We start from the raw sequence: 24,966 nt of genomic DNA on the forward strand, positions 1-24,966 counted from the left end.
AATGGATATGAAACGGGCAGGTGATTGAGCTGTTTAAGCTAATGCGAAATAAGCGGATGTTTATGCTTATGATCGGGTTTATTCTGTTCATTGCGGTAATCGGCTTCTCGCTTAGTGACCGCAAGGAATTGACTTGGCCGGAAAAATTCATCAAGGATACGTCCGCATACGTTCAGCAATGGTTTTACAAGCCCGCTGGTTCTATAGCGGGCTTCTTTGAGGATATAAGCGAGCTTCGTCTTCTCTATGAAGAGAACGAGCAATTACGTATAACGGCGGCGGCATACGCTAGAGAAAAAGTGAATTACAACTTCGTGCAGAAGGAAAACGAGCGGTTGAAAGAAGCGCTCTCCTTCACCGAACGCCAGAAGCAAATGTATAACTATAATTATCTCATTGCACAGGTTGTATCGGTAAGCAATGACGCCAACAACCGTTCGATGAATATTAACCTTGGCTCCAAAAACGGCATTAAGCCGAATATGGCGGTAACGACGATTGACGGACTTATCGGACTTGTTGATTCCGTAACGCCGTATACGGCAACGGTAACGCCGATAACGGAGCTGGATGAATCGTCGCCTACCTTCAACTCCATCGCGGTTACGGTAATGGGACGCGAGGATCGTTCCTTCGGTATTCTTAGCAGCTATAATACGGAGACGCAAAGACTTCTTATGACGAAGATCGCAGAAATCGATCCGATGACCGTCGGCGACACTGTCATTACTTCGGGACTCGGAAATGTGTATCCCCGAGGTCTGGTGATCGGCAGGGTGGAGACGAAGCAGGTTGGCGATTTCGGTCTGACATATACGGCAACCATCGATCTTGCTGCAAGCTTTGATCATTTGACCGAGGTGTTTGTCGTAGAGGTTCCCGCATTGGAGGACGTCAAGGAATGACGATTAACCGTATTATCGGGTTGATGATTCTTTTATTTATTGTAGAAGGCACTATTATGCCGTGGATTATTCCTGCGGGGTACGGTGAGCGCATTATTACCCATTTTACGTTCGTTATGGTTATCTACTCTGCGATGTACAGCGGAAGACATTATGCCTTATTGTTCGGGATTGGCTTTGGCATGTTGCAGGATATCGTATATTTTGGACATTTGATCGGGGCTCATGCTTTCGCAATGGGACTTATCGGGTATTTCACTGGCGTATTGTTTGAACGCAAGCGAGCCACAATCATGATGGCGTTATCCGTGATCGGCATAGCCTGCTTGCTGTACGATACGATGATCTTCTTTATATACAAAGCATTCCGAATTACGAACGAGACGTATGCCTGGGCGGTGCTCGATCATATTTTGCCTAGCTTATTCATCCAGCTTGCGTTCGCGTTGGCGGTTTATGTGCCGGCAAGACGCATGTTCGAGTCGCAGAATAAGCTGAAKACCGAAGAAGAGGAACAATGATTAGCAGCCGAAGGCAGTTTTCTCGGTAAATATTGGGGCATTAGCAGGAATTTGCGCCTTGCGTCAAGAATCCAATAGGTTGGGGAGGGGCTAACGTGACCGAGAAGCAACATATAATGATAAAAGGCGTTAAGGAAGGTCTCGTGTTCCTTCTCAACGATCAGTGTGAATTCGCTACACTATTGGATGAGTTGCAATATAAGCTGGAGAAGACGCACCAACAATTGCTGACAGGGCCGCTCGTGCACGTGCATGTGAAGCTAGGGACACGGCAATTGTCCGATGATGACAAAGAGCGGATTAAGACGGTCATTCGTTCGCAGGGCAATCTGATGGTTCAGTCGATTGAATCCGAGGCGAAGGCAGTAAGCGAGCAGCAGGTGAACGCTCAGCAGCTTCACGCTCTGACGACGATCGTAAGATCGGGCCAGACGGTCGAGCATGATGGCGATTTGCTGCTGATTGGCGATGTGAATCCGGGTGGAACGCTTCTATGCACCGGCGACATCTATGTGCTCGGCGCGTTGCGCGGCGTAGCGCATGCCGGGACAAGCGGTCGAACCGATGTTATTATCGCAGCTTCGCTAATGAGGCCGACGCAGCTTCGGATCGCTGACGTCATAAGCAGGCCGCCGGAGGAATGGATGACCGGGGATGCGGCAATGGAGTTTGCTTTTCTGAACGAAGGCCGTATGCAAATTGATAAAATTACGCATTTATTCCGCATCAGGCATAATCCTATTATGTTTAAAGGAGTGTAGAACATGGGAGAAGCGATTGTTGTAACATCGGGCAAGGGCGGCGTCGGCAAGACGACGACATCGGCCAATTTGGGTACAGCTCTAGCGTTGCTTGGCAAAAAGGTATGCATGGTCGACACGGATATCGGCCTGCGCAACCTGGACGTTGTAATGGGGCTCGAAAATCGGATTATATATGATTTGGTCGACGTAGCGGAAGGCCGCTGCAGGCTTAGTCAAGCGCTTGTGAAAGATAAGCGTTTCGACGAGCTGTACATGCTGCCTGCCGCACAGACGAAGGATAAAGATTCTGTAACGCCTGAGCAAGTGCGCGACATCGTGCTGGAATTAAAGAAGGACCATGATTATGTCATTATCGATTGCCCGGCGGGAATTGAGCAAGGCTTTCGCAACGCGATAGCGGGGGCGGATCGAGCCATCGTTATTACGACACCGGAAAATGCGGCTGTCCGCGACGCCGATCGCGTAATCGGCTTGCTGGAACAAGAAAAAATACCAGCTAAGCTCATCATTAACCGTATTCGCCAAAATATGATGAAAACCGGGGAAATGCTTGATATCGATGAAATTTGTCAGGTGCTTGCAATCGACCTGGTAGGTATCGTCCCTGACGATGAGAAAGTCATCTCTGCAGCGAACAGCGGCGAGCCGACCGTTATGAATCCGGCATCCCGCGCAGCTATCGCATACCGCAATATTGCGCGCCGTATTCTGGGAGATATGGTGCCGCTTATGCTGCTCGATGAGAAGGCAGGCGCGTTCAAGCGTTTCCGCAAGTTTCTTGGAATAGGATGATTGCCCCGTGCTTAACAAATTAAAGAAGCTTGACTGGGGGATATTAGGCATATTGCTCCTCTTCATGGTCATTAGCTCCGTGGTTCTCCACAGCGCGACGATCAATGATCCAAGGTATGCCAGCTCGGATACGAAACAAATTATTTTTTATGCGCTCGGTTTTTTTGTAGCGATTGTCGCTTCCATGTTCGATTACCGAATCGTGCTGAAGAGCTGGCATGTGTTATATGGCATAGGGGTTACGTCGCTTATACTCGTTTATTTCGTCGGAGCGAAGATCAACGGTGCGCGAGGCTGGTTCAAAATTACGGAGACGTTAACGATTCAGCCCGCAGAGATCGTGAAGATCATTATTATAATAGGCATTGCTTACTTGATGGGACGAAGGCAAGGCGACAAGCTGACCTTCATGCGGGATTTGGTGCCGATCGGCGCATTCGCCGCTTTGCCGTTCATGCTCGTTATGATCCAGCCCGATCTAGGGAATGCCATTATCTATTTGGTCATCGTGCTCGGCATGCTGTGGATCGGCAACGTCAAGTACACGCATGTGCTGATCGGCCTTGGAACGGTTATTGCGAGCATCGTGTTATTCGTCAGTCTGTTCACGATGTTCAATAACGAGATCAAGGAATTTATGATTGATAAGGAACTAACGCACTGGTATGAGCGTATCAATACGTACATTAACCCGGAAGAGGCAAGCTCAGACGCGAAGCATCAGTCGCTTAATGCGAAGATCGCGATCGGTTCAGGCGGGCTGAACGGCGACGGATACTTAAAGGGAGATATGAAGAACGGCGGCTTCGTGCCTTATCCTTATTCGGATTCCATCTTCGTCGTCATCGGAGAGGAATTCGGCTTCCAAGGCGCGGCGATTCTGCTGCTCCTGTACTTCCTGCTTATTTATCGAATGATCATTGTCGCGTTCAAATGTTATGATATGAAGGCATCGTTTATTGTTATTGGCATTGTATCGATGTATGTGTTCCAGGTGTTCCAAAACATCGGCATGATGATCGGCCTTATGCCCATTACGGGCATCACGCTTCCGTTCATCAGCTATGGCGGCACGTCGCTGCTGCTTAATATGTTGTCGATCGGACTTGTGTTAAGCATCAAGTCTCATCAAGAGGTATATGAGCTGGCGGATTAGATATCCAGCTCAGCTTAACGAACCGTTCATGCGGAAAGCATGTACGGTTTTTTTGCGTATTGAGCCGCATACTTGTCTACTCCCGCTCATAGGATGAAGGAAGTGATAGTGATACAAGCTCTCTCTAGGGCAGGGGAGGAAGAACGAGATGAATACGAAGGATAGCGTGAAGCTGCGTCGGCAGCAAAAAATAAAGCAGTTGATGGAGCAGCAGCCGGCCGGCAAGGAAACGGAGATGCCTTTCTATGACGGTGGCGCTACTGACGCGCCGATCTATTACGAGCCCGCTTATCGCGAAGAAGCGATCGAGCTCGATCCGGAGACTGCTTGGAAGAGCAATCCGAATCCTTGGGCAAGCTGGCGGGAGGATGTAGGGTTCGGCGACCATAAAACGTTCATTAAGAGCGCTTATGACCCGACAAGGCATGCGAAACCGCCCAAAAAACATCCGTTCCGGCGTGAGCTCATGTGGAAGCTCGCAATTGCCGTGTTGCTATTCGGCGGCGTGTGGGCGATGTTCGGCAACGATTCGGAATGGTCGCTTAAGGGACAGGCGATCGTGAAGAACGCTTTGACGGAAGAGATTGATTTTGCAGCGGCAGCTGCCTGGTATAAAGAAACGTTTGCAGGAGCGCCATCCTTTATTCCGATCTTCGAGGACAATAAGGGCGAGGCGATCGGCGCTGACGGAACGGTCAAACTGCCGGTCGTCGCGCCGCTTGCAAGCGGTGCGCTCGTTCGTACGTTCGCTGAGATGCTGAACGGCGTGGAACTGGCCGGCGCATCGGAGGAGACGGTTGTAGCCGTTGAGACGGGACAAGTTATTGTGATTACGGACGGAGACGACAAAGGCGCATCGATCGTCATACAGCACGCGAATAAGCGCGTAAGCGTGTACGGCAAGCTGGGCGAGACGGAAGTAAAGGTAGATGATTGGGTGGAAGCGGGCGACCCGATCGGCAAGTTGTTCAAGTCGAACGATACGGAGCCGAGCTTGCTCTATTTTGCGGTAATGGAGAATGACAAGTATGTCGATCCTCTGGACGTGATTCCGTTTGATTAAATGGAAAGGGATCGTTTGGTCGGTCCATCCGTTGTTCGTCATGATTATGTTGGCATCGGTATTCACTGGTTATTTTGCCGAGCTGTTGACGTTGTTTCTCTTAGTTATCGTTCATGAGCTTGGACATGTCATCATGGCTCGGAGCTTTGGCTGGACGGTACGGGAGGTAAAGCTGCTGCCGTTCGGCGGCGTTGCGGAGGTCGAAGAGGCCGGGGGAGTATCGGCGGCCGAGGATGCGATGGTCGCGATTGCCGGGCCGCTGCAAAATCTATGGATGGGACTGGCTGCTTGGGGCTGCGGGCAGCTCGGATTATGGGATGCGGACTGGGCAACGTATGTGTGGAAGGCGAATCTGATGATTGGCATGTTCAATCTGCTCCCGATCTATCCGCTCGACGGAGGCAAGCTGCTCCAGGCAGCGCTTAGTTACGTGATGAATTATTATTCCATGCTTATCTGGTCGGCTCGAATTAGCTTGTTGCTCAGCGCCTGTATGATCATCGGCTCTTTGCTGCCTTGGCTGATCTATGCGGATGGCATTCAATTGAACTTGCTCGTTGTCGGCTTCTTTTTGATAATGACGAACTGGACGTATTCGCGCAATCGTCCTTTTTTGTTCTACCGGTTTCTCATGCATCGGGGCCGAGTGGCGGCCCGTGTTCTAACGCGCGGCGAGCAGGCGAGTCCGCTCATCGTTAGCGGAAGACAGTCCATTCTGTCGGTCGCGCGATTATTTCGCAGGGAGCGATATCATCTCATCTATCTAGTCGAGCCTTATGACAAGCAGGTGAAGGTGCTGCCTGAGCAAACGATAGTTGAGGGGTGTTTGTCGGATCATAATCCAAATCGTGCAGTATTGGAGCTTTTCAGGTAAAATAAATGAAAAGCGACTGGATGGTGATGCCCGGAATGAAGCAAATGTTCATGCACGCAAGCAGCGAAATGCTGCAGACTGCCGTGCTGCAAGACGGCCGACTTTTCGATTATTTCGTCGAGCGAGCCAAAGGAAGCGGTTTGGTAGGCAATATATACAAAGGTCGTGTCGTCAACGTATTGCCGGGCATGCAGGCGGCTTTCGTCGATATAGGAATCGGCAAAAATGCGTTTCTGTATATCGATGATCTGCTCCATCCCCACCTGGAGAAGCAGCCCGAGACGAAGCCGTCGATACAGGACGTAGTAAGTGCTGGCCAAGAGCTGATCGTACAAGTGATGAAAGAGCCATTGGGCGGCAAAGGGGCAAGAGTGACCACTCACTTCTCCTTACCGGGCCGTTGGCTTGTCTATATGCCGATTGCCGATTATATCGGCGTATCGAAGAAAATTGCAAGCGAGCAGGAGCGATTGCGGCTGCGTGATATTGGCGAGCAGCTGCGCAAAAACGAGGAAGGCTTCATAATCCGTACAGCTGCAGAAGGCGAGAACGAGCGAGCGATTGCGGCCGATGTATTAGAGCAGCGAGAGCTGTGGAGATTAATCGCGGCAAAGAGCGTGCAATCGAAAGCGCCTGCGGTGCTCCATTACGAAGCGGGTCTGCTGCGGCGTGTCATAAGGGACAATATAAAACCGGATATTGATGAGGTATGGATCGATGACCCCATCAGGCATGCCGAGGCAGCTGCTCTGCTGAAGGAGATGGCTCCGTCATTAAGCGAGCGGCTTCGACTGTACAAGCTGCCTGCATCGAAGGCGCTCTTCGACGCTTATCGAGTCAACGATCAGATTCATTCGGCTTTCGAGCGTAAAATATCGCTGCCGAGCGGCGGCTATCTCGTATGGGACAAGACCGAGGCGCTCACGGTTGTTGATGTCAATACGGGCAAGTTCATCGGCACATCCGATCTGGAGGATACCGTCTTCCAGACGAATATGGAAGCGGCCGCCGAGATTGCCAGACTGCTGCGAGTGCGGGATGTAGGCGGTATCGTCATTATAGACTTTATAGATATGGAGCAGGAGCATAATCGCGAGAAGGTACTGTATCAGCTTATGGAAGGCACTCGTCCTGATCAAACGAAATGCACGGTCGTTGGCTGGACAAGGCTTGGCCTCGTAGAGCTGACGCGCAAGAAGTCGCGCGAGAATTCTTTTGCGAATACGTGAGAATAGGTTGATCTAGGCAATAATGTATGATAAACTGTTTTGGTGTATGTCTGACACATACGTGAATCAGGCATATGGATACCGCTCCGATCGGGTAAGCAAGCGCATGCGGCATACGTCGCAAGCCACCTGGATTAGGCGAGTCTTCGAAAATAAGGAGGTGCACTAACTATGTTCGCAATTATTGAAACTGGTGGCAAGCAATACAAAGTCCAAGAGGGCGATGTGATCTACATCGAGAAACTGGACGTTAACGCAGGTGAAAATGTAACTTTTGACCGTGTTTTGGCCGTATCCAAAGGTGAAGGTCTTGTGACTGGAACTCCGGTTGTTTCCGGTGCGACGGTTTCCGCTAAAGTCGAGAAACAAGGCAGAGGCCAAAAAATCATCGTTTACAAATACAAAGCCAAAAAGAACTACCGCCGCAAGCAAGGTCATCGTCAACCGTTCACAAAAGTAACAATCGAGAAAATCCAAGCGTAAGAGGAATTTCGCGATGATTGACATTACTTTTGTCAGGCAAGCCGCTGACAGGCGTATCGTATCCTTCGCTGTCGTAGGACATGCTAAGTATGCGAAGCACGGTAAAGATATCGTGTGCGCCGGCGTATCGACCGTTACGGTTGGTACCGTCAATTCGATTGAGACATTAGCAGGCGTAGAGCTTCCCGCTCGGATGAAGGACGGCTGGCTGTCATCGGATATTCCGGTGCTCCAGGACGCCGAAGCCGACGGAAGAATGCAGCTTTTGCTTGAATCGATGGTTGTCATGCTTGAGTCGATAGCTACATCATACGGCAAACACGTCGTCTTGCATGAGACGCTTGTATAAGCGCCCTTGAGGACGAATTTTATCATTAAATTCCTTAAACAAGGAGGGAAATTACTATGTTGAAACTGAATCTTCAGCTATTCGCTTCGAAGAAAGGTGTAGGCTCCACGAAGAACGGACGTGACTCGCAGTCGAAGCGCCTTGGCGCTAAACGCGCTGACGGTCAAGTCGTATCGGCAGGAAGCATCTTGTTCCGCCAACGCGGAACGAAGATCCACCCAGGAACTAACGTAGGCATCGGCAAAGACGACACTCTTTACGCTAAGGTTGAAGGCGTAGTGAAGTTCGAACGTTGGGGACGCGATCGCAAAAAAGTGAGCGTATACCCAGTTGATCTGGCTCCGGTAGCCGCAGCAGTAGAAGCTTAATTTTTGACATTTGCATCAAGCCCCGGCCTGCATCGCGCTAGGCCGGGCTTTTTTTTGTGCTGGTAAGTGACCAGTAGTCCTCGCGCATGCTATACTGGATAAGCTAGGAAACACGGGTGAAAGTGGGTTTAATCAAATGGAACGCTTAACAACGCCTAAGTATTATGCAGCGGCATCGGTGTTACTTCCTTGCGCTGCTGTGCTTATATGGCCTTCTAAAGTGTGGTTAACTGCTGTGTTTCTCATTTGGATCATCGCTGCGGCCGGTTTCTGGATCCGGCTAGAACGGAAGGAATACGAGGAGCGCAGTGAAAGAACGATTCATTCGTTGCAGTCATCGGCTATTCGGACGTTGAACCATCATCGTCATGACTGGATGAATGATTTGCAGGTCTTGTATGGCTATATTCGGCTTCAGAAGCTGGATAAAACGGTTGATTATATGGAGAAAATAAGAGAGAAGATGGGCAACGAGAGCAGCATCGGCAGGCTTGGCAGCCCGTCACTGGTCAGCTTCATTCAATCGTTTCGGACGATGACGAATGCGCTGGAGCTTGAAGTCGATGTTAAAGGCGAGATACAACTTAGTGAATTCGCTGGTGATTGCGACAAGATTGCCGATACTCTTATACATACAATCAATGCTTATCGCTTCGCTACGAAGCCTGGGCATGGAGCTGTAGCGACGCTGCGCGTGGAGCTGTCGAAGGATAGCGGGGCGCTTTATGCGGCATTTTATTATGAGGGCGAGCTTATGAACGAACAGCAATGGAAGCAAAAAATACAACAGCAGTTGGAAGGCGCGCCTATGCAACCGATCAACTTCGAGCAGCCTTATTCCAAGGTGCTGCTGAAGGCGGAATTGCGCGCTTGAACGGGGGTACACCATGTTTGTCGATAAAGCGAAAATATTTGTAAAAGGCGGCGACGGCGGCGACGGCATCATCTCATTCCGTCGCGAGAAGTATGTCGAGAACGGCGGACCGGCAGGCGGCGACGGCGGTCGCGGCGGCGACTTGATCTTCCAAGTCGACGAAGGATTGCGTACGCTCATGGACTTCCGCTATCAGAAGCACTTCAAGGCGCAGCGCGGCGAGCGCGGCAAAGTGAAGACCATGCACGGCGCAGGCGCTGAGGATACAATCGTCCGTATCCCGCCCGGAACGGTCATCATCGATGATGATACGCAGGAAGTCATCGCGGATATGACGCGTCATGGTCAGAAGATTGTCATTGCGAAGGGCGGGCGCGGCGGACGCGGCAATACCCGGTTCGCGACAGCGAACAATCCGGCTCCGTACATTTCGGAGAACGGAGAGGAAGGCCAAGAGCGCTGGGTCGTGCTGGAGCTGAAAGTGATGGCGGACATCGGACTGGTCGGATTCCCAAGCGTAGGCAAGTCAACGCTGCTCTCGGTCGTATCCGGTGCGAAGCCGAAGATCGGCGCTTATCACTTCACGACGATTACGCCGAATCTAGGCGTTGTCGATGTCGGAGATGGACGCAGCTTCGTCATGGCAGATTTGCCGGGCTTGATCGAAGGCGCACATGAGGGCGTTGGCCTCGGCCATGAGTTTCTGCGCCATGTCGAGCGTACGAGGGTCATTATTCACGTTATCGACATGTCGGCGTCCGAAGGACGCGATCCGTTCGATGACTGGGTGAAGATCAATGCCGAGCTTTCGCTATACAACGAGAAGCTGGCGGATCGTCCGCAGATCATTGCTGCCAATAAGATGGACATGCCGGAGTCGGCTGATAATCTTGAGCTGTTCAAGCAGCAGCTTGACGAGGTGCGCGGAGAGCGGACCTATGAGATCCTGCCGATATCMTCGCTAACGAAGCAAGGAATTCAGGAGCTTCTGTACAAGGCGGCAGACGTGCTGGATACGGTCGTCGAGCAAGCTCCGGTCGAAGAAGTGAAAGATATCGAAGAGCGTAAAGTATATACGTACGAGAAGCGCGAGGAGACGACATTCACCATCCACAAGGAGGACGAAGTATTCGTCGTCGTGAGCGAAGGCATCGAACGTTATATGAAGCGTATGAACTTGAACTCGTACGACGCTGTAATGCGATTCGCACGTATGATGCGCAAGATGGGTGTCGATGCGGCGCTGCGCAAGCAAGGTGCGAGAGACGGCGATATGGTCAGAATCAACGACTTCGCTTTCGAGTTCTTCGAGGGCAATGATTACGATCCGAACCGGTAGACGTAGCAGTTCCTGAATGTTGTGCAAAGAAGCTTCCATATCCACTATATAAGTGGGGATGGAAGCTTCTTTTTGCGCACATAAATCGATATTCATGTTGCAGCCGATATGACGATGGATATCCTTTTTTATTTTGTACCAATTGGAAATTCTCTACAAGATCGTGGAATTGTTGTCGATATTAATGTCATCACATTGCTAAGTACTAAGGAGCGAATCATGACATGAATCGATTTATGAGGGTTTTGACGTTAGGTGTATTCATAGCTATCGGCATGATAAGTGTAAACATGAATGAGGATTCTGTTTCTGCGGCAACAACTGCCCAAAGCAAAATAAAGGTAATGATTGACGGTAAAGCAGTCAGCTTGGAGAAGCCGCCAATCGTTATTGGCGGAACAACATTTGTGCCGTTAAGAGGTATCTATGAGAAGCTTGGAATCGATGTGAAATGGGATTCCAGCACGAGAACTGTAACGGCGACTAAATATGCCAACAAAGTAGAATATACGATTGGATATAGTTGGGCCAAAATAAATGAGTACACTTATCTAAACTTGAGCGAACCGGGTCAAGTTATCGGAGGTACTACAATGATTCCGCTACGATTCGTAGGGGAATCATTTGGCGCAGATGTTCGCTGGGATAGTTCAACGAAGACGGTATCCATATCTACGGAAGAGAAGTTGTTAGCTACGATGTCTTCTGAGCCGACGGGCAACACGAACTCCAATCTGAACCAGAACGGGGTCGTGGTCGTTCAAGGGGATTGGATCTATGGCGTTGAGGATCCCGCGAGCCAAGCTCAAAATGGCGGTTACTTATATAAGAGCAAACTAGGGGGAGAGGATAAAGTCAGCCTTTTTCCAGGGAATATCGTTTCTTCATTGAATATTCAAGGCGACTGGCTGTATTTCGTGAGTGAACGGGATGTTTACAAGATGAAGACCGATGGCAGTTCGATCGAGAAGCTGACAGAGGATCAGACCGTCTATAAAGTGTATGTCATGAATGATTGGCTCATCTACACAAATCATGACGGTATTTATCGAATGCGTGCAGACGGCAAGCGTTCACTGAGGGTAGTTCAAGTTGCCAACGTTGAAGAGATATCTGTTTCGTCAGGTTGGATATATTATAGTTTCATAGCCACAAATAAAGAAGGTACGTATCCTACAGCTATCGGGAGAGTGAGAGTAGACGGATCGGCTGCATTTATTTACGACAACGATCTCGGTTATTATCTTAAAACAATGTCGGTGAAAGGAGATTATCTCTATTTTATATATTTGAAGAAAAGTGAGTTTATTTTAGCAAGGCAGCATGTAGGCGATGGAAACATCGAAGATTTGGTGACCGGGGCAAGCCAAATGAATCTTAATGGAAATACGATCTATTATATTTCGGATGATGATAGACTGTACCGACGTGAATTGGATGGGGAAGATGCCTGGAATACGGCTGAGTTGCCAAACGCTTGGGCTATTCAATATTTTACGTTTCAAGGCGACCGACTTTATTATTATGATAACTTGATTGATAGCAGCAATACGGAACAAGGCAAGTTGTATTCACTTGATCTGAAAACGAAAGAAACGAAAAGTGTCTTCGGCAGAACCTATTTCAGTGGCTACAATCAGGCAATTATTGCCGATAAGTACGGAAGCGATTATTCATTCATAAATTCAAAGCTAGCTGATACGTATAAAAAAGCGAAGGAAATTGTGCAGTCTACGATAACGTCAGACATGCCGGAGAGGGAGAAAATTAGAGCGGTTCATGATTACGTAGTGCTGAATGCGGCTTATGATTATGACAATTATAAACGAGGAACGATACCGGATGATTCATATTCGGAGTATGGCATATTAATGTTGAAGACAGGTGTGTGCGAAGGCTACGCATTGACTATGCAATTATTGTTCAACCTGGCTGGAATTGAATCGTATTACCTGGCAGGAACGGCTAACGGCGGTGGTCATGCATGGAATGTAGTTAAACTGGATGGTAAATACTATCATCTGGATGCGACTTGGGATGATCCGGTGCCTGATCGTCCTGGCAAAACGCGTTACGCCTATTTCCTCATCTCGGATGAGCAGATGGCTCAGGATCATAAATGGGATATGGAAAGCTTAAATAGGCTGCTCGGTAGATAGACCCGAAAGAGACGGCGAAAGCCGTCTTTTTTTGCTGCAGACGAATTATTAGTCCTAATGTCATTCTTACCCGCGATTTAACTATTGCCCCAAGCTGGAAATTCCGATATAATGTCCACTATAGGAATACATTTGTCTTTTTGAGGAGGACGTATAGTGACTGAGCGCTATTATGTCGTTCGAGAGGACATTTTACCGGAAGCGATTATTAAGACGATACAAGTGAAAGAGATGCTCGGACGCGGCGAGTCGCTTACCGTACATGAAGCGGTGGAGCGCGTCGGACTTAGCCGCAGCGCCTTTTATAAGTATAAAGACGGCGTATACGCGCTCAATCAGTTGGAACGCGAGCGCATCGCAACGATCTCGATGGATCTGGAGCATCGCTCCGGCGTGCTGTCCACGGTGCTGGGCCTTGTTGCCGGCCTGGAAGGCAATGTGCTCACGATGAATCAGAGCATTCCGCTGCAAGGATTCGCGAACGTCGTCATTTCGGTCGATATATCGCAGCTATCCGGGGAACTGTCATCGCTTGTCGAGACGCTCCGCAATCAGGCGGGCGTTCGCAAAGCATCCGTTATAGGGCAAGGCTAACAGCAGGCAGCAGCTTGACACATATTGGAGGGTATTATTATGAAGCCGATTAAGGTAGGTTTATTAGGTTTAGGAACAGTTGGAACAGGCGTTGTCCGTATCGTAGAAGGACACCAGGACGATCTGCAAAGCCAAGTCGGCTCTCCGATTGTAATCGAGAAGGTGCTCGTTCAAAATAAAAACAAATCGCGCAGCATTTCAATCGACGCGGACAAGATGACGGAGGACCCGTGGGAAATTATCCGCCATCCGGATATCGACGTCATCGTTGAGGTAATGGGCGGCGTAGCGCAAACGAAGGAATATATCTTGGAAGCGCTGGAACGCGGCAAACATGTCGTAACGGCCAATAAAGATTTAATGGCGATGCACGGAACGGAAATTTTGGAGAAGGCGAAGCGCCATCAATGCGACATCTTGTATGAAGCTTCAGTAGCGGGCGGCATCCCGATTCTGCGGACGCTAGTGGAAGGCTTTTCTTCGGATCGCATTACGAAGATTATGGGCATCGTGAACGGAACGACGAACTTCATCCTCACGAAGATGAGTCAGGAAGGCGCGTCGTATGCCGACGTGCTGAAGGAAGCGCAAGAGCTCGGGTATGCGGAAGCGGATCCGACCTCCGACGTTGAAGGGCTCGACGCTGCTCGCAAAATGACGATTCTCGCGACGCTTGGTTTCCACACTAACGTAGCGCTTGAGGACGTATCTGCGCAAGGCATTTCTTCGGTTACGAAGGACGATATCGCTTACGCGAAACGTCTCGGCTACGAAGTAAAGCTGCTCGGCATCGCAGAGCGTCAAGACGATCTGATCAGCGTCAGCGTTCAGCCGACAATGGTGAAGCAATCGCATCCGATCGCTTCGGTTAACGGCGTATTCAACGCTGTGTATGTGCACGGCGAAGCGGTAGGCGAGACGATGTTCTATGGCGCAGGCGCAGGCGAACTGCCGACAGCTACTTCGATCGTTGCCGATCTTGTTGCGGTTGTGAAGAACATCAAGCTTGGCGTTAACGGCAAGCAAAGCGGCGGCGCATACAAGGAGAAGAAGCTCAAGACGGATGAGCAGATCTCGTCGAAGTACTTCCTGCTGCTGCAAGTAGCTGACCGTGCTGGCGTGCTCGCACGCATTACGCAAGTGTTCGCTGATTTCGAAGTCAGCCTGGAATCGGTGCTGCAACAGCCGAACCCGAACATTGCGCAAGCGGAAATTATCGTCATAACACATGATGCGAACAAAGCGGCTATCCAGAAGGTGCTTGCAAGCTTCGAGTCGCTCGACGTCGTACACAAAGTGAAGAGCGTATATCGCGTCGAAGGATAAGGGGAATAGCAGCATGAATAATCGTCGAGTAATTGTTAAGGTGCCGGCTAGCACGGCTAACTTGGGTCCCGGCTTCGACACGCTGGGCATGGCCCTTTCGTTGTATGCATGGATCGAGATGAGCGTAGCTGATCGGACAGAGTTCCAATTCTATGGGGATCAGATGCAGGGCTTGCCTCGCGACAAAAGTAACTTACTCTATAAAGTAGCCCAGCTTGTATTTACTGAAGCGGGCGTATCCATACCTGAGCTGTCGATCTCGATGGTCAGCGATATTCCGCTGACGCGCGGCCTCGGCAGCAGCGCCTCGGCGATTATCGGGGCGCTGGCAGCGGCTAACGCGCTGATCGGCAGTCCGCTCACGGACGACAAGCTGTTCCAGATGGCAACAGCGCTAGAAGGTCATCCCGACAACGTCGGGGCCTCGCTGTTCGGAGGCATCGTCGTGTCGGCATGGGACGGCCAGCGCGCGGATTACGTGCGGCTGGCGCCGAATGAGAGGCTGGAGACGCTTGTTGCGATTCCAGCGTTCCAGCTCTCTACGGAGAAGGCGCGGCATGCGCTGCCTTCGCAGATCAGCATGGCCGACGCGGTATTCAACGTCGGCCGCAGCTCGCTGCTCGTCGCGGCGCTGGCCAGCGGCGAGCTTGGCCTGATCCGTCATGCGATGAAGGATCGGCTGCACCAGCCTTACCGTGCAGCTCTCATCCCCGGCATGACGACCATCTTGGAGCGCGCAGCCGACTATGGCGCGCTGGGCGCAGCGCTCAGCGGAGCGGGTCCGACGCTGATCGCGTTCGTATCAACCGATTGCCCGGACAAAGGGGCGATCGAGCAGTTTCTGCTGGATACATTGAAGCAAGAGGGCATCGAAGCGGAGACGCTATGGCTAGCGCCGTGCCCGAACGGCCCACAAATAACGGTAGAGGACATATCGGCGGTTGCCCCTATGCCGCTCCCGGATCGAATTAAAGGAGAAGTTAAGGCATGAAGACAATCGCACTTTTACCCGCTGGTTCGGTATCGGATGAAGCGGCGAAACATTTTATCGGAACGCAAAATGTATCCTGGGATCACCATCGCCTCATCTCCGACGTGTTCTTATCTACCGTGAATGGCGTCAGCAATTATAGCGTCATTCCAATCGAGAATACGATTGAGGGCTCGGTCAGTCTGCATTTGGATTGGCTCGTGCATGAGGTAGACTTGCCGATACGCGCTGAGTGGGTATATCCATCGATTCAGAACCTGATCGGCAGGAAGAGCGAACTGCTTGGCGAAGACGGCGAGATCGACTTCAGCCGGATCAAGAAGGTTATTAGCCATCCGGTCGCCATGGCTCAATGCCTGCAGTTTCTTCGCAGCAAGATGCCGCAGGCGATTACCGAGCATGTAAGCAGCACCGCCGAATCCGTTCGTATCGTGCGAGATAACCCGGGTCAAGGCATCGTGGCGATCGGTACGACAACGGCCGCTGCGAATAACGGGCTTGACATACTGGCAAGCGGTGTGACCGATCATGACAACAACTATACGCGGTTCTTGCTAGTCGGACCTGAGGCGTATTCGGAGCGTCAATCGGATTCGGAGAAGACAAGCATTCTAATTACGCTGCCGGAAGACTTTCCGGGCGCGCTGCATCAGGTGCTTGCGGCGTTCGCATGGCGGAAGATCAACTTATCGCGCATCGAATCGCGTCCGACGAAGAAGAAGCTCGGAAATTACTACTTTTTCATCGATATCGATATGTCGCTGGAATCCGTGCTTCTGCCCTCGGCTTTGGAAGAAATCGAGGCGCTTGGCTGCCAAGTTCGCATTCTAGGATGTTATCCTAGCTTTACGTATGAGCAGCTCGCTGTAACCGAATAGAGATAGGATGCCGGGGATGTTGCCCTGCATATAAAGTGAAGTTAGGCCCTTATGACAAAATATGGGCCAAGCTTCACTTTTTTTTTGCGTGAAAGTGGAGACACCTGCCCATATTCTGCATAGGATGTAAGGATCGATAGCAGGCATTAGCCGTGCCTTGTTATTCAGAACGTGACAGGAGGTAATTGGCGCGTGAAAATTCATATCGTAAAAAAAGGCGAGTCGTTATACTTAATCGGCCAAAAGTATAATGTAACGCTGGAAGAAATTTTGAAGCTTAATCCGGGGATCACGAATCCGGACGCAATCGAGATCGGGATGAAGGTGAAGATTCCATCCAGTCATCCAGGGAGCGGCGGCGGCATGGACATTATGCACCAGCATGTCGTGAAGCAGGGCGATACGCTTTGGAAACTGTCCAAGTCATGGGGAGTTCCGCTTGCGGACATGATTAAAGCGAATCCGCAGCTCAAAAATCCGAATGTGTTATTGACCGGCGAGATCGTTAACATCCCGAAGGTAGGCACGACGCCGTCTGATGTGACAGGTCTTCCGGGCACGACCGTGGCGCAAAGCGCTGGCAATCAGAAGTCGCTTATGCAGAACGTCCAAGGCTGGGTCGGCAAGCTTAGCACGGCGCCTATCATAGGCAAGACACCGACCGGACCGGCCACGACGACGCCTGGCAAGACGTCTACTGCGCCAGCTGCCGGGAAGACACCAACAGCGCCGATCGTCACTCCAACGCCTCCAGCGCCGTTGCCAGCTCCTCCTCCGGCAGCTGTGAAGCCAGCGCCAGAGAAGACAAAGCCGGCTGAGAAAATCAAGCCAGCCGAGAAGACGAAAGCAGCGGCAGAGAAAACACTTCCGATAGAGAAGCCGGTTGAGAAAAAATTATCGCCTATTCATTCGGAGTATCAACCGAACGTTGATCTGTTCAAGCAATATGGCATTCCTGCAACGGAAGCGATGTCGTTGTACGATTTGCCGAAAGCGCCTGAAGCCGTATCGCCAGCCATGCAACAGCCTTTTTACGGCGGTTATGGTAACGGCTATGGCCAGCCGATGGTGCACCCTGCACAGATGGGAACGGGCTATGGCAATTGGCAGCAGCCTACGCCGTTCAGCCCTATGGTCAGCCCTGCAGCTGAAAATGCTGCAAATGCTTTGAACGCAATGAATGCTGCTCATGCAGCCAACGCAGCCAATGTAGCTCCACTGGCGAATGCTGCTAATGTGTCGCCTTTAGCGAACACGGCTCATGCCGCCAACGCCGCTAATGTGGTTCAAGCTGCGAATGCCGAAGAATGTCCGCCGGGTATGGTCATGACGACGGGAGGCTACGGCTACGGCAATCCGTTCGTGTCCCCGCAAAGTGAAGGGCCTTGGGGATATGGAGCGCCAATGGTAAGTCCATTTACTCAAGGGCTTGGTGAAAACAACAGTCCGCTTGTAGCAGGAGCCAGCACATTGCCAGAGCAAGACCATTATGGTCACGGCATGGTGTCCCCAGCGTCCTTACAGCCAGAGTATGGCCACTACGGTCATGGCATGGTGTCTCCAGCGTCCGTACAGCCTGAATATGGTCACTACGGCTATGGAGGCATGGTGTCCCCGGCATCCGTACAGCCTGAATATGGCTACTACGGCCAAGGTGCTGTATCGCCAGCATCGATGCAGCCGGATTACGGGTACGGAGGGGCCGTCTCTCCGATTGCCGGCGGCCATGGGTACTATACGCCATATCCAACATGGCCGCAAACAGCAGGAGCCGGAACGGGCCCAAGCAATGATTGCGGCTGCGGCGGAGAGCGCGAACCTCAGGTGGGCGCGAACGTGTCTGAAATTAACGAATCACCAATCGGAACCAAGCCGGCTGTGGCGAAGAAGTCTACCAAGAAGGCCGTTATCCGCACAATCTCTACTCGTTCCAGCAAACCAAAGAGCGGGTTCAGCCGTCCATGGATTAATCGATAAGTAAATGCAAAGCAAAGAGCAGGCGAGGAGACAATCTCCTAGCCTGTTCTTTGTACGTTCAAAACATTTGGCGCTTATTGAATAATTAGGAAGCAGTGGTGCACACTAACAGCAAAAATACAATAAAGGGGTCTTCCTTATGATGGAATTCAGCCTTTGGAAGCAGCTAAAGCGACGTTTGCGCCGCAAACGAAGGCCGTTATGGATGTTGGGAGGTTTGTTGCCTCTCCTTATTATGACTGTTGCCATTCCACAGCAGGCATATGCAGCCCTTTCTATGGAAGACAATCACGCGACAGTCCTCCAGGCGCTCCGCAGCCAGCATGGGCCGGTTACGGTTAACGTTCACCGGCTGTACGTATGCGGAGAAGAGATGAGGCCGCTTGGACGCATCGATTCCAAGCAGCTTGTTCAGCTGCTTACCGCCCATCCCGAATGGGAAGCGGCAGCTTTTGATCAGAGCAGCAGCAGTCTATTGATTGAGCATCATGTCGACGATTTGTCGGCCTACTGCAAGAGCCATGCCTATATCGGAATGGATAAGGACGGCAACCTAACCTTGTTCGACGGCGAGCCGAAAAAAGAGAAGGTCGTGCGGACTTTTTTCCAACTGGATGTCCGTTACATGGAGAGCAGCCTACCGCAGGACAAGCTGGATCAACTGACTCGGGGCATACGGATTAGCGATATCGACGAATATAACAGCGTATTATCGACGTTCAGCGATTTTGCACGATCAGATAACGAGAAAGTGATGAAACCGTCGTACTAGATTGCAATTAAGAAGAGCGGCCTGTTCAATCAGGTCGCTCTTCTTGTTATGTCGGTGCTAGACGGATGATAGGCTCGAAATATCAAACGCGCGTTCTCATTCTCGGCAAGTTTTGCTATAATGGAAGGATGATTAGTGTTCATTGAGGGAGTTGGCGGGTTGCGAGTACTAGGAATTGACCCCGGTATTGCGATAGCGGGCTTTGGATTTATTGATAAGATGGGACATAAGCTGACCCCCGTACAATATGGCTGCATTCAGACTGAGGCGCATACGCCTCCCGAGGAGCGGCTGCTCCAAATCTATGAAGCCGCAGGCGCGCTCATGGATAAATACAAGCCGGATTCCGTTGCCGTCGAGAAGCTGTTCTTCAATCGCAACGTAACGACCGCGTTTGCCGTCGGTCAGGCTAGAGGCGTTATTATCCTTGCCGCTGCGCAGCGGAAGCTGCCGGTAGCGGAATATACGCCGTTGCAAGTAAAGCAGGCTGTCGTCGGATACGGCAAGGCGGAGAAGCGACAGGTGCAGGAAATGGTCAAAATGTTTTTGAAGCTGTCTGCTATTCCGAAGCCGGACGATGTGGCCGATGCGCTCGCCATAGCGATTTGTCATGCCCATTCGGCTGTATTGACTCAAAAAATAAATGAGGTGAACCGTTCGTGATCGATTTTTTAAGAGGACTTGTCGTACATATGGATACTGAGTACATCGTCATGGACGTAAGAGATACAGGCTATCGCGTGTTCACGCCTAATCCGTATGCTTTCGCGAAGAAGGAAGAGGCGGTTACCGTCTATATTCATCATCATGTTCGCGAGGACGCCATTCTGTTATTCGGCTTCGAGACACGCGAGGAGCAGACGTTATTCCGCAAGCTGCTGGAAGTGTCGGGCATCGGTCCGCGCGTTGCGCTTGGCATTCTCTCAGCCGGCAAGCCGGAAGCCATCATATCGGCCGTACATAACGAGAACATTGCATTCTTGACGAAGCTGCCGGGCATAGGCAAGAAGACGGCGCAGCGCATTATATTGGATCTGAAGGATAAGCTTGCAAACTTCGGAATGAATACCGGCTTGTTCGCGATTGGCGGACTGTCTCCGGATATGGAGGGCGCTGCCGGTTCGAAGCAAGGTGCGGGCACGGCATGGCAGGAAGCGCGCGAAGCATTGATCGCGCTTGGTTACACGGCTGCTGAGTTAGACCGCGCTTGGAGCGGGCTCGAGCAATCCGTTACGGCGGAGGACAGCGTAGAAGTATTGATGAAACGGGCATTGCAGCAACTGTTCAAAGGTTGACGGAAGGAGAGTAAGCTTACATGGATGATCGAATCATATCCGCTAACCTGATGATGGAAGACCAGGCAGCCGAGTTTAGTCTTCGTCCGCGTTATTTGGGCGAATACATCGGGCAGACGAAAGTGAAAGAGAACTTAACGATATATATCGAAGCAGCTAAGATGCGCAAGGAAGCGCTTGACCATGTGCTGCTCTATGGGCCGCCGGGGCTCGGCAAGACGACGCTGTCCAACATTATAGCCAATGAGCTTGGCGTTAATCTGCGGACGACGTCCGGCCCTGCGATCGAGAGACCGGGCGATCTTGCAGCTCTGCTGACGAATCTGCAGGAGGGCGACGTACTGTTCATAGATGAGATTCATCGTCTTCATAGAACGGTCGAAGAAGTGTTGTATCCGGCGATGGAAGATTTCGCCCTCGATATTATGATCGGCAAAGGTCCGAGCGCAAGATCCGTTCGCCTTGACTTGCCGCCATTCACGTTAATCGGCGCCACAACGCGCGCGGGCTTATTGTCTGCTCCGCTTCGTGATAGATTCGGCGTCGTTAGCCGATTGGAGTTCTATACGGTGGACGAGCTTGCCTTCATTATCTCCCGCACCTCCGAAATATTGAATGCGGGTATTGTCGGCGAAGCGGCTATGGAGATCGCCCTGCGTTCAAGGGGGACGCCGAGGATAGCCAATCGCCTGTTGAAGCGGGTTCGTGACTTCGCGCAGGTTCGCGGCGACGGCATCATCACGCAGGAGATTGCTGGTCTAGCGCTTGAATTGCTCCAAGTCGACCCGATGGGACTGGATAGCATCGACCACAAGATGCTTCATGCGATGATGACGACTTTCTCAGGCCGTCCTGTCGGACTAGATACAATAGCCGCAACGATCGGCGAAGAGAGTCAGACGATAGAGGATGTGTACGAGCCGTATTTGATGCAAATCGGATTTCTGCAGCGAACGCCTCGCGGAAGGATTGCTACCGAGCAAGCCTACCGCCACTTAGGAATTCCTTATCCGGACGGAAACCGGTAATCAATGCCGGCAACAGCACATTGCACATAAGGAGAGGAGTAAGATCATGTCCGTAAATATGAAGCGGCTCGCGCTTTCAGCGCTGTCCGCCTTGCTGCTTATATCGTTATGCGCTGCGATTCCCGCGCAGGCAGCAGTACCCAAGCTCGATACGATCCGAGTCGCTATGTTCTTACAATTGCCTGGGAAATATACTGACACTACTGCTGCCGCCACATTCTCGGCAGCTGGCGGGCTGTCGATCGGCTTAAGAACGCCAAGCGGCGTTCAGAAATGGTTCCAGACAGCAGCAGGCTCGCAAACAAGGTTTGCATTGGACAGCTTCAAGGTGAAGGTGTTCGAATCATCCAACTTCGCATCCGCTCAAGCCGCTTACAAGCGTATTGTTGCAGCGAAGGGAGCGGGCTATCTAACTTCGGCGGCGAAGAAAGGAACGATCGTCTATCAGGTCACCGAAGGTACCTATGCGACGCTAGCCGATGCGAAGACAGCTATGACGCGTTGGGCGACAGATGCAGATCTTGCTAAGCTGACAGCTGGGTACAAGTCTTCGGTGCAAGGTGTGCTTCGGTTGGAGACACCGGCAATCGCGAATAAGGCAGCAGCCGTAACAACTATGAACAGCTACGCGGCTGCCGGCTTGGATGCGTATGTAGCTGTACGCGCATCGGCTGCAGGAGCTGCTGTATATTCGGTAATGGTCGGCTCAGCTGCCGACGCAGCGGAACTGCAGATCGTTAAGGCTGCTGCAGCGGGTGTAGCTGGCGCAGCAACGCTCAAGCAAGCCGACGCGGCAGCGCCATATTTGCTGCTGAAGAACGATCATGCCGTTACCGGCAAGGCGGAGAGCAGCCTTGAGCTTTACAGCTTCCCGCAAGCAGCCATGAAGATATGGATCGAATCGCTTGCAGCCGACCCTATTAAATTGACGGAGAGAAGCGGTCGTACCTACCGAGGACAATTCGAGCTCAGCTCGCTTAACGGGGCAATGGCTGTTGTTAACGAGCTTCCTTTCGAGCAATATTTGTATTCGGTAGTTGGCAGCGAAATGTATGCCACTTGGCCGGCGGAAGCACTTAAGTCACAGGCCGTTGCGTCGCGTAACTATATCCTCTCCAAAGGATTTGGTTTCCAAATCGCCAATGTCGTCGATACCGTGCTAAGCCAAGCCTATAATGGCGTTGGTTCAGAGCGGCAATCAACGATCGATGCCGTCGAGGCGACTCGGGGCGAAGTGTTAATGTATAACGGCAAGCTGATCGAAGCGTTGTATTCATCGAATGCCGGAGGCATGACGGCGGATGCGACAGAAGCATGGAATAATTCGATTGCATACTTGCAAGCGATAAAGAGCCCGGATAATTCTTCTGAGACAGGCTTGAAGAGCTGGTATAGGGTCGTGCTTTCAAGCGGCTTGATCGGTTATATCCGTGAGGATCTGCTTAACGATACGGGCTCGACGACGGCTGCCGGAAGTAAAATCATGCAAGTAAACACAGACAGCACGAAAGTGAGGCAGCATCCCGTTATTCAAGACACGATCACGTTGATCGCGACCGTTAATTCGGGAACGAAAGTGACGGTGCTGGAGAAGACGATCGAATCCAATTCAATGACTTGGGTTAGAGGGCCTTATAAACCGGAAGAGCTGCTCACGGTTATTAATGCGAGAGTGAAGACGAAGATAGCAGGTCCGATTCGGACGCTTGAGGTTAGTGGGCGCGGGCCATCCGGCCGAGCGACGGAAATAATGGCTAATGKAACGAAGCTAGACGTAGCGAATCCCGATGCGTTCAGATCCACGCTAGGCGTACAGGGCTCATTGCCTAGCACGAAGTTCCAAATCGATGAGACTGCCAAGGTTGCTATGATCGGCGGGGGCTCTCAGCAAAGAATGAAACCTAATGACAGCAGTCCCGTATATAGCATTGGCGCCGGCGGCAAGACGACAGAGCTTACGGATACGAATCTGTTCATTCTAGACGGCAAAGGCAATCTCAGAGCAGCAACGAAGGAGCCTTCGTTCCGATTTGTCGGAACCGGCTACGGACACGGAGTTGGAATGTCCCAGTTCGGAGCGCTTAGCCTTGCACAGCAAGGGTATGACTACCAATATATTTTGAAATACTACTATAAAGATGTAACTATCGCTAAGGAATGATTGCAACGTTATGAACGTAGATTGGTTTGACTTTGAATTGCCAGAGGAACTTATCGCGCAGACGCCTCTGCTGGAGCGTACCGCTTCAAGGCTGCTTGCGCTGAACAAACGGACAGGTGATATCGAGCATCGCACCTTCACCGACCTGGAGCAATATGTCCAGGAGGGAGATGTTCTCGTATTGAATGATACGAGAGTGATGCCGGCAAGACTTATGGGCATGAAGAGCGATACAGGCGCCAAGGTTGAGCTGCTCCTCTTGAAGCAGCTCGAAGGAGATCGTTGGGAGACGCTTGCCAAGCCCGCCAAACGCTTGAAGATCGGCACTCCTCTTTCTTTTGGCGACGACGGCAACGGTAATCCGTTGTTGCGGGCGTATATTGAAGAAGAAGGCGATATGGGTGCGAGAGTCGTGCGGTTCGAATATGAAGGTATATTCCCCGAGCTGCTGGATCGACTAGGCGAGATGCCTCTGCCTCCTTATATTAAGGAGCGGTTGGAGGAGAAGGAACGTTACCAAACGGTATATTCGAAGCATGAAGGTTCGGCAGCTGCGCCTACCGCAGGACTTCACTTTACGAAGGCGTTTCTGGAGCGGCTTCAGAGCAAAGGCGTTAAGCTTGCTTACGTAACGCTGCATGTTGGTCTTGGCACCTTCCGTCCGATGTCGGCGGAGAAGGTAGAGGACCATGAGATGCACGCCGAATATTATGAGCTGGATGAAACGAACGCGAAGCTGATCCGTGAAGCTAAGGCTGAAGGTGCCCGTATTATCGCAGTTGGGACAACCTCCTCTAGAACGCTAGAAACGGTCGCACAGCGTTATGGAGATGAGCCGATTGGGGCGTGCAGCGGCTGGACTTCGATATTTATTTTTCCGGGCTATGAATTTAAGCTGGTGAATGCGTTGTTAACGAACTTCCATTTGCCGAAATCAACGCTCGTCATGCTCGTCAGCGCTTTGGCGGGACGCGATCATATTATGGCTGCTTACCATGCTGCGATTGAGGAACGATATCGGTTCTTCAGCTTCGGCGATGCGATGTTTATTTATTAACTATAGAAATA

General features: G+C 51.3%; 25 protein-coding genes. All 25 read left to right on the top strand.

Translation table 11 applies throughout. The annotated features are described in order from the left end of the window. Positions 1-56 precede the first annotated feature (56 nt). Entirely contained in the window at positions 57-905 is an 849-nt protein-coding gene (gene mreC, locus AC1DF0_RS22445; RefSeq protein ID WP_442048916.1) for a rod shape-determining protein MreC, read from the top strand. Beyond that, positions 902-1,426 carry a rod shape-determining protein MreD gene (gene mreD, locus AC1DF0_RS22450; RefSeq protein WP_477575371.1) on the top strand — a complete coding sequence of 175 codons (525 nt, stop codon included), beginning with the start codon at positions 902-904 and terminating at the stop codon, positions 1,424-1,426. The genes mreC and mreD overlap by 4 nt, the downstream gene beginning before the upstream one ends. A gap of 95 nt (positions 1,427-1,521) precedes the next feature. Further along, positions 1,522-2,187 (top strand): septum site-determining protein MinC, encoded by a 666-nt coding sequence (minC, locus tag AC1DF0_RS22455; RefSeq protein WP_477575372.1) that lies wholly within the window; start codon positions 1,522-1,524, stop codon positions 2,185-2,187. 3 nt (positions 2,188-2,190) lie between these two features. Next, the gene (minD, locus tag AC1DF0_RS22460) at positions 2,191-2,982 is read left to right on the top strand and encodes a septum site-determining protein MinD (RefSeq protein WP_442048919.1); all 792 of its coding nucleotides are present in this window, start codon (positions 2,191-2,193) and stop codon (positions 2,980-2,982) included. A gap of 7 nt (positions 2,983-2,989) precedes the next feature. Continuing rightward, entirely contained in the window at positions 2,990-4,138 is a 1,149-nt protein-coding gene (locus AC1DF0_RS22465; protein ID WP_442048920.1) for an FtsW/RodA/SpoVE family cell cycle protein, read from the top strand. A 148-nt stretch (positions 4,139-4,286) separates the two neighbouring features. Beyond that, positions 4,287-5,201 (top strand): peptidoglycan DD-metalloendopeptidase family protein, encoded by a 915-nt coding sequence (locus AC1DF0_RS22470; protein WP_477575373.1) that lies wholly within the window; start codon positions 4,287-4,289, stop codon positions 5,199-5,201. Beyond that, positions 5,194-6,075 (top strand): M50 family metallopeptidase, encoded by an 882-nt coding sequence (locus tag AC1DF0_RS22475; RefSeq protein WP_442048922.1) that lies wholly within the window; start codon positions 5,194-5,196, stop codon positions 6,073-6,075. The genes AC1DF0_RS22470 and AC1DF0_RS22475 overlap by 8 nt, the downstream gene beginning before the upstream one ends. 35 nt (positions 6,076-6,110) lie before the next feature. Beyond that, the gene (locus AC1DF0_RS22480) at positions 6,111-7,304 is read left to right on the top strand and encodes an Rne/Rng family ribonuclease (RefSeq protein WP_477575374.1); all 1,194 of its coding nucleotides are present in this window, start codon (positions 6,111-6,113) and stop codon (positions 7,302-7,304) included. Positions 7,305-7,475: 171 nt separating this feature from the next. Continuing rightward, positions 7,476-7,787 (top strand): 50S ribosomal protein L21, encoded by a 312-nt coding sequence (gene rplU / locus AC1DF0_RS22485; RefSeq protein ID WP_337099530.1) that lies wholly within the window; start codon positions 7,476-7,478, stop codon positions 7,785-7,787. 13 nt (positions 7,788-7,800) lie between these two features. Then, positions 7,801-8,136 (top strand): ribosomal-processing cysteine protease Prp, encoded by a 336-nt coding sequence (locus AC1DF0_RS22490; RefSeq protein ID WP_337099529.1) that lies wholly within the window; start codon positions 7,801-7,803, stop codon positions 8,134-8,136. Positions 8,137-8,192: 56 nt separating this feature from the next. Beyond that, positions 8,193-8,504 (top strand): 50S ribosomal protein L27, encoded by a 312-nt coding sequence (gene rpmA / locus AC1DF0_RS22495; protein ID WP_337099528.1) that lies wholly within the window; start codon positions 8,193-8,195, stop codon positions 8,502-8,504. A 136-nt stretch (positions 8,505-8,640) separates the two neighbouring features. After that, the gene (locus tag AC1DF0_RS22500) at positions 8,641-9,378 is read left to right on the top strand and encodes a Spo0B domain-containing protein (RefSeq protein WP_477575375.1); all 738 of its coding nucleotides are present in this window, start codon (positions 8,641-8,643) and stop codon (positions 9,376-9,378) included. A 13-nt stretch (positions 9,379-9,391) separates the two neighbouring features. Continuing rightward, positions 9,392-10,717: a GTPase ObgE gene (obgE, locus tag AC1DF0_RS22505; protein WP_477575376.1), complete on the top strand. Its 1,326-nt coding sequence runs from the start codon at positions 9,392-9,394 to the stop codon at positions 10,715-10,717. Between the two features lie 224 nt (positions 10,718-10,941). Then, entirely contained in the window at positions 10,942-12,876 is a 1,935-nt protein-coding gene (locus AC1DF0_RS22510) for a stalk domain-containing protein (protein WP_477575377.1), read from the top strand. A gap of 156 nt (positions 12,877-13,032) precedes the next feature. After that, positions 13,033-13,470 (top strand): ACT domain-containing protein, encoded by a 438-nt coding sequence (locus tag AC1DF0_RS22515; protein ID WP_337099525.1) that lies wholly within the window; start codon positions 13,033-13,035, stop codon positions 13,468-13,470. 39 nt (positions 13,471-13,509) lie between these two features. Further along, positions 13,510-14,796, top strand: coding sequence for a homoserine dehydrogenase (locus tag AC1DF0_RS22520; protein ID WP_337099524.1), 1,287 nt, complete (start codon positions 13,510-13,512; stop codon positions 14,794-14,796). A 13-nt stretch (positions 14,797-14,809) separates the two neighbouring features. Next, positions 14,810-15,787 (top strand): homoserine kinase, encoded by a 978-nt coding sequence (gene thrB, locus AC1DF0_RS22525; protein WP_442048926.1) that lies wholly within the window; start codon positions 14,810-14,812, stop codon positions 15,785-15,787. Beyond that, complete coding sequence (gene pheA / locus AC1DF0_RS22530) at positions 15,784-16,665, top strand: prephenate dehydratase (RefSeq protein WP_477575378.1); 882 nt, start codon at positions 15,784-15,786, stop codon at positions 16,663-16,665. The genes thrB and pheA overlap by 4 nt, the downstream gene beginning before the upstream one ends. Before the next feature lie 192 nt (positions 16,666-16,857). After that, entirely contained in the window at positions 16,858-18,642 is a 1,785-nt protein-coding gene (locus AC1DF0_RS22535) for a LysM peptidoglycan-binding domain-containing protein (RefSeq protein WP_477575379.1), read from the top strand. A gap of 139 nt (positions 18,643-18,781) precedes the next feature. Beyond that, positions 18,782-19,414, top strand: a complete 633-nt coding sequence (locus AC1DF0_RS22540; protein ID WP_477575380.1) for a BofC C-terminal domain-containing protein — start codon at positions 18,782-18,784, stop codon at positions 19,412-19,414. A 159-nt stretch (positions 19,415-19,573) separates the two neighbouring features. After that, positions 19,574-20,077, top strand: coding sequence for a crossover junction endodeoxyribonuclease RuvC (gene ruvC / locus AC1DF0_RS22545; RefSeq protein ID WP_337099519.1), 504 nt, complete (start codon positions 19,574-19,576; stop codon positions 20,075-20,077). Further along, positions 20,074-20,709, top strand: coding sequence for a Holliday junction branch migration protein RuvA (gene ruvA, locus AC1DF0_RS22550; protein WP_442048930.1), 636 nt, complete (start codon positions 20,074-20,076; stop codon positions 20,707-20,709). The genes ruvC and ruvA overlap by 4 nt, the downstream gene beginning before the upstream one ends. Positions 20,710-20,729: 20 nt before the next feature. Beyond that, the gene (ruvB, locus tag AC1DF0_RS22555; protein WP_337099517.1) at positions 20,730-21,737 is read left to right on the top strand and encodes a Holliday junction branch migration DNA helicase RuvB; all 1,008 of its coding nucleotides are present in this window, start codon (positions 20,730-20,732) and stop codon (positions 21,735-21,737) included. 46 nt (positions 21,738-21,783) lie between these two features. After that, positions 21,784-23,898, top strand: a complete 2,115-nt coding sequence (locus AC1DF0_RS22560; RefSeq protein WP_477575381.1) for a SpoIID/LytB domain-containing protein — start codon at positions 21,784-21,786, stop codon at positions 23,896-23,898. Positions 23,899-23,908: 10 nt separating this feature from the next. Continuing rightward, on the top strand, positions 23,909-24,955 hold the full coding sequence (gene queA, locus AC1DF0_RS22565) for a tRNA preQ1(34) S-adenosylmethionine ribosyltransferase-isomerase QueA (RefSeq protein ID WP_477575382.1): 1,047 nt from the start codon (positions 23,909-23,911) through the stop codon (positions 24,953-24,955). The last annotated feature ends 11 nt before the right edge of the window (positions 24,956-24,966 follow it).

The sequence above is a fragment of the Paenibacillus sp. 05T425 genome (assembly GCF_056396205.1).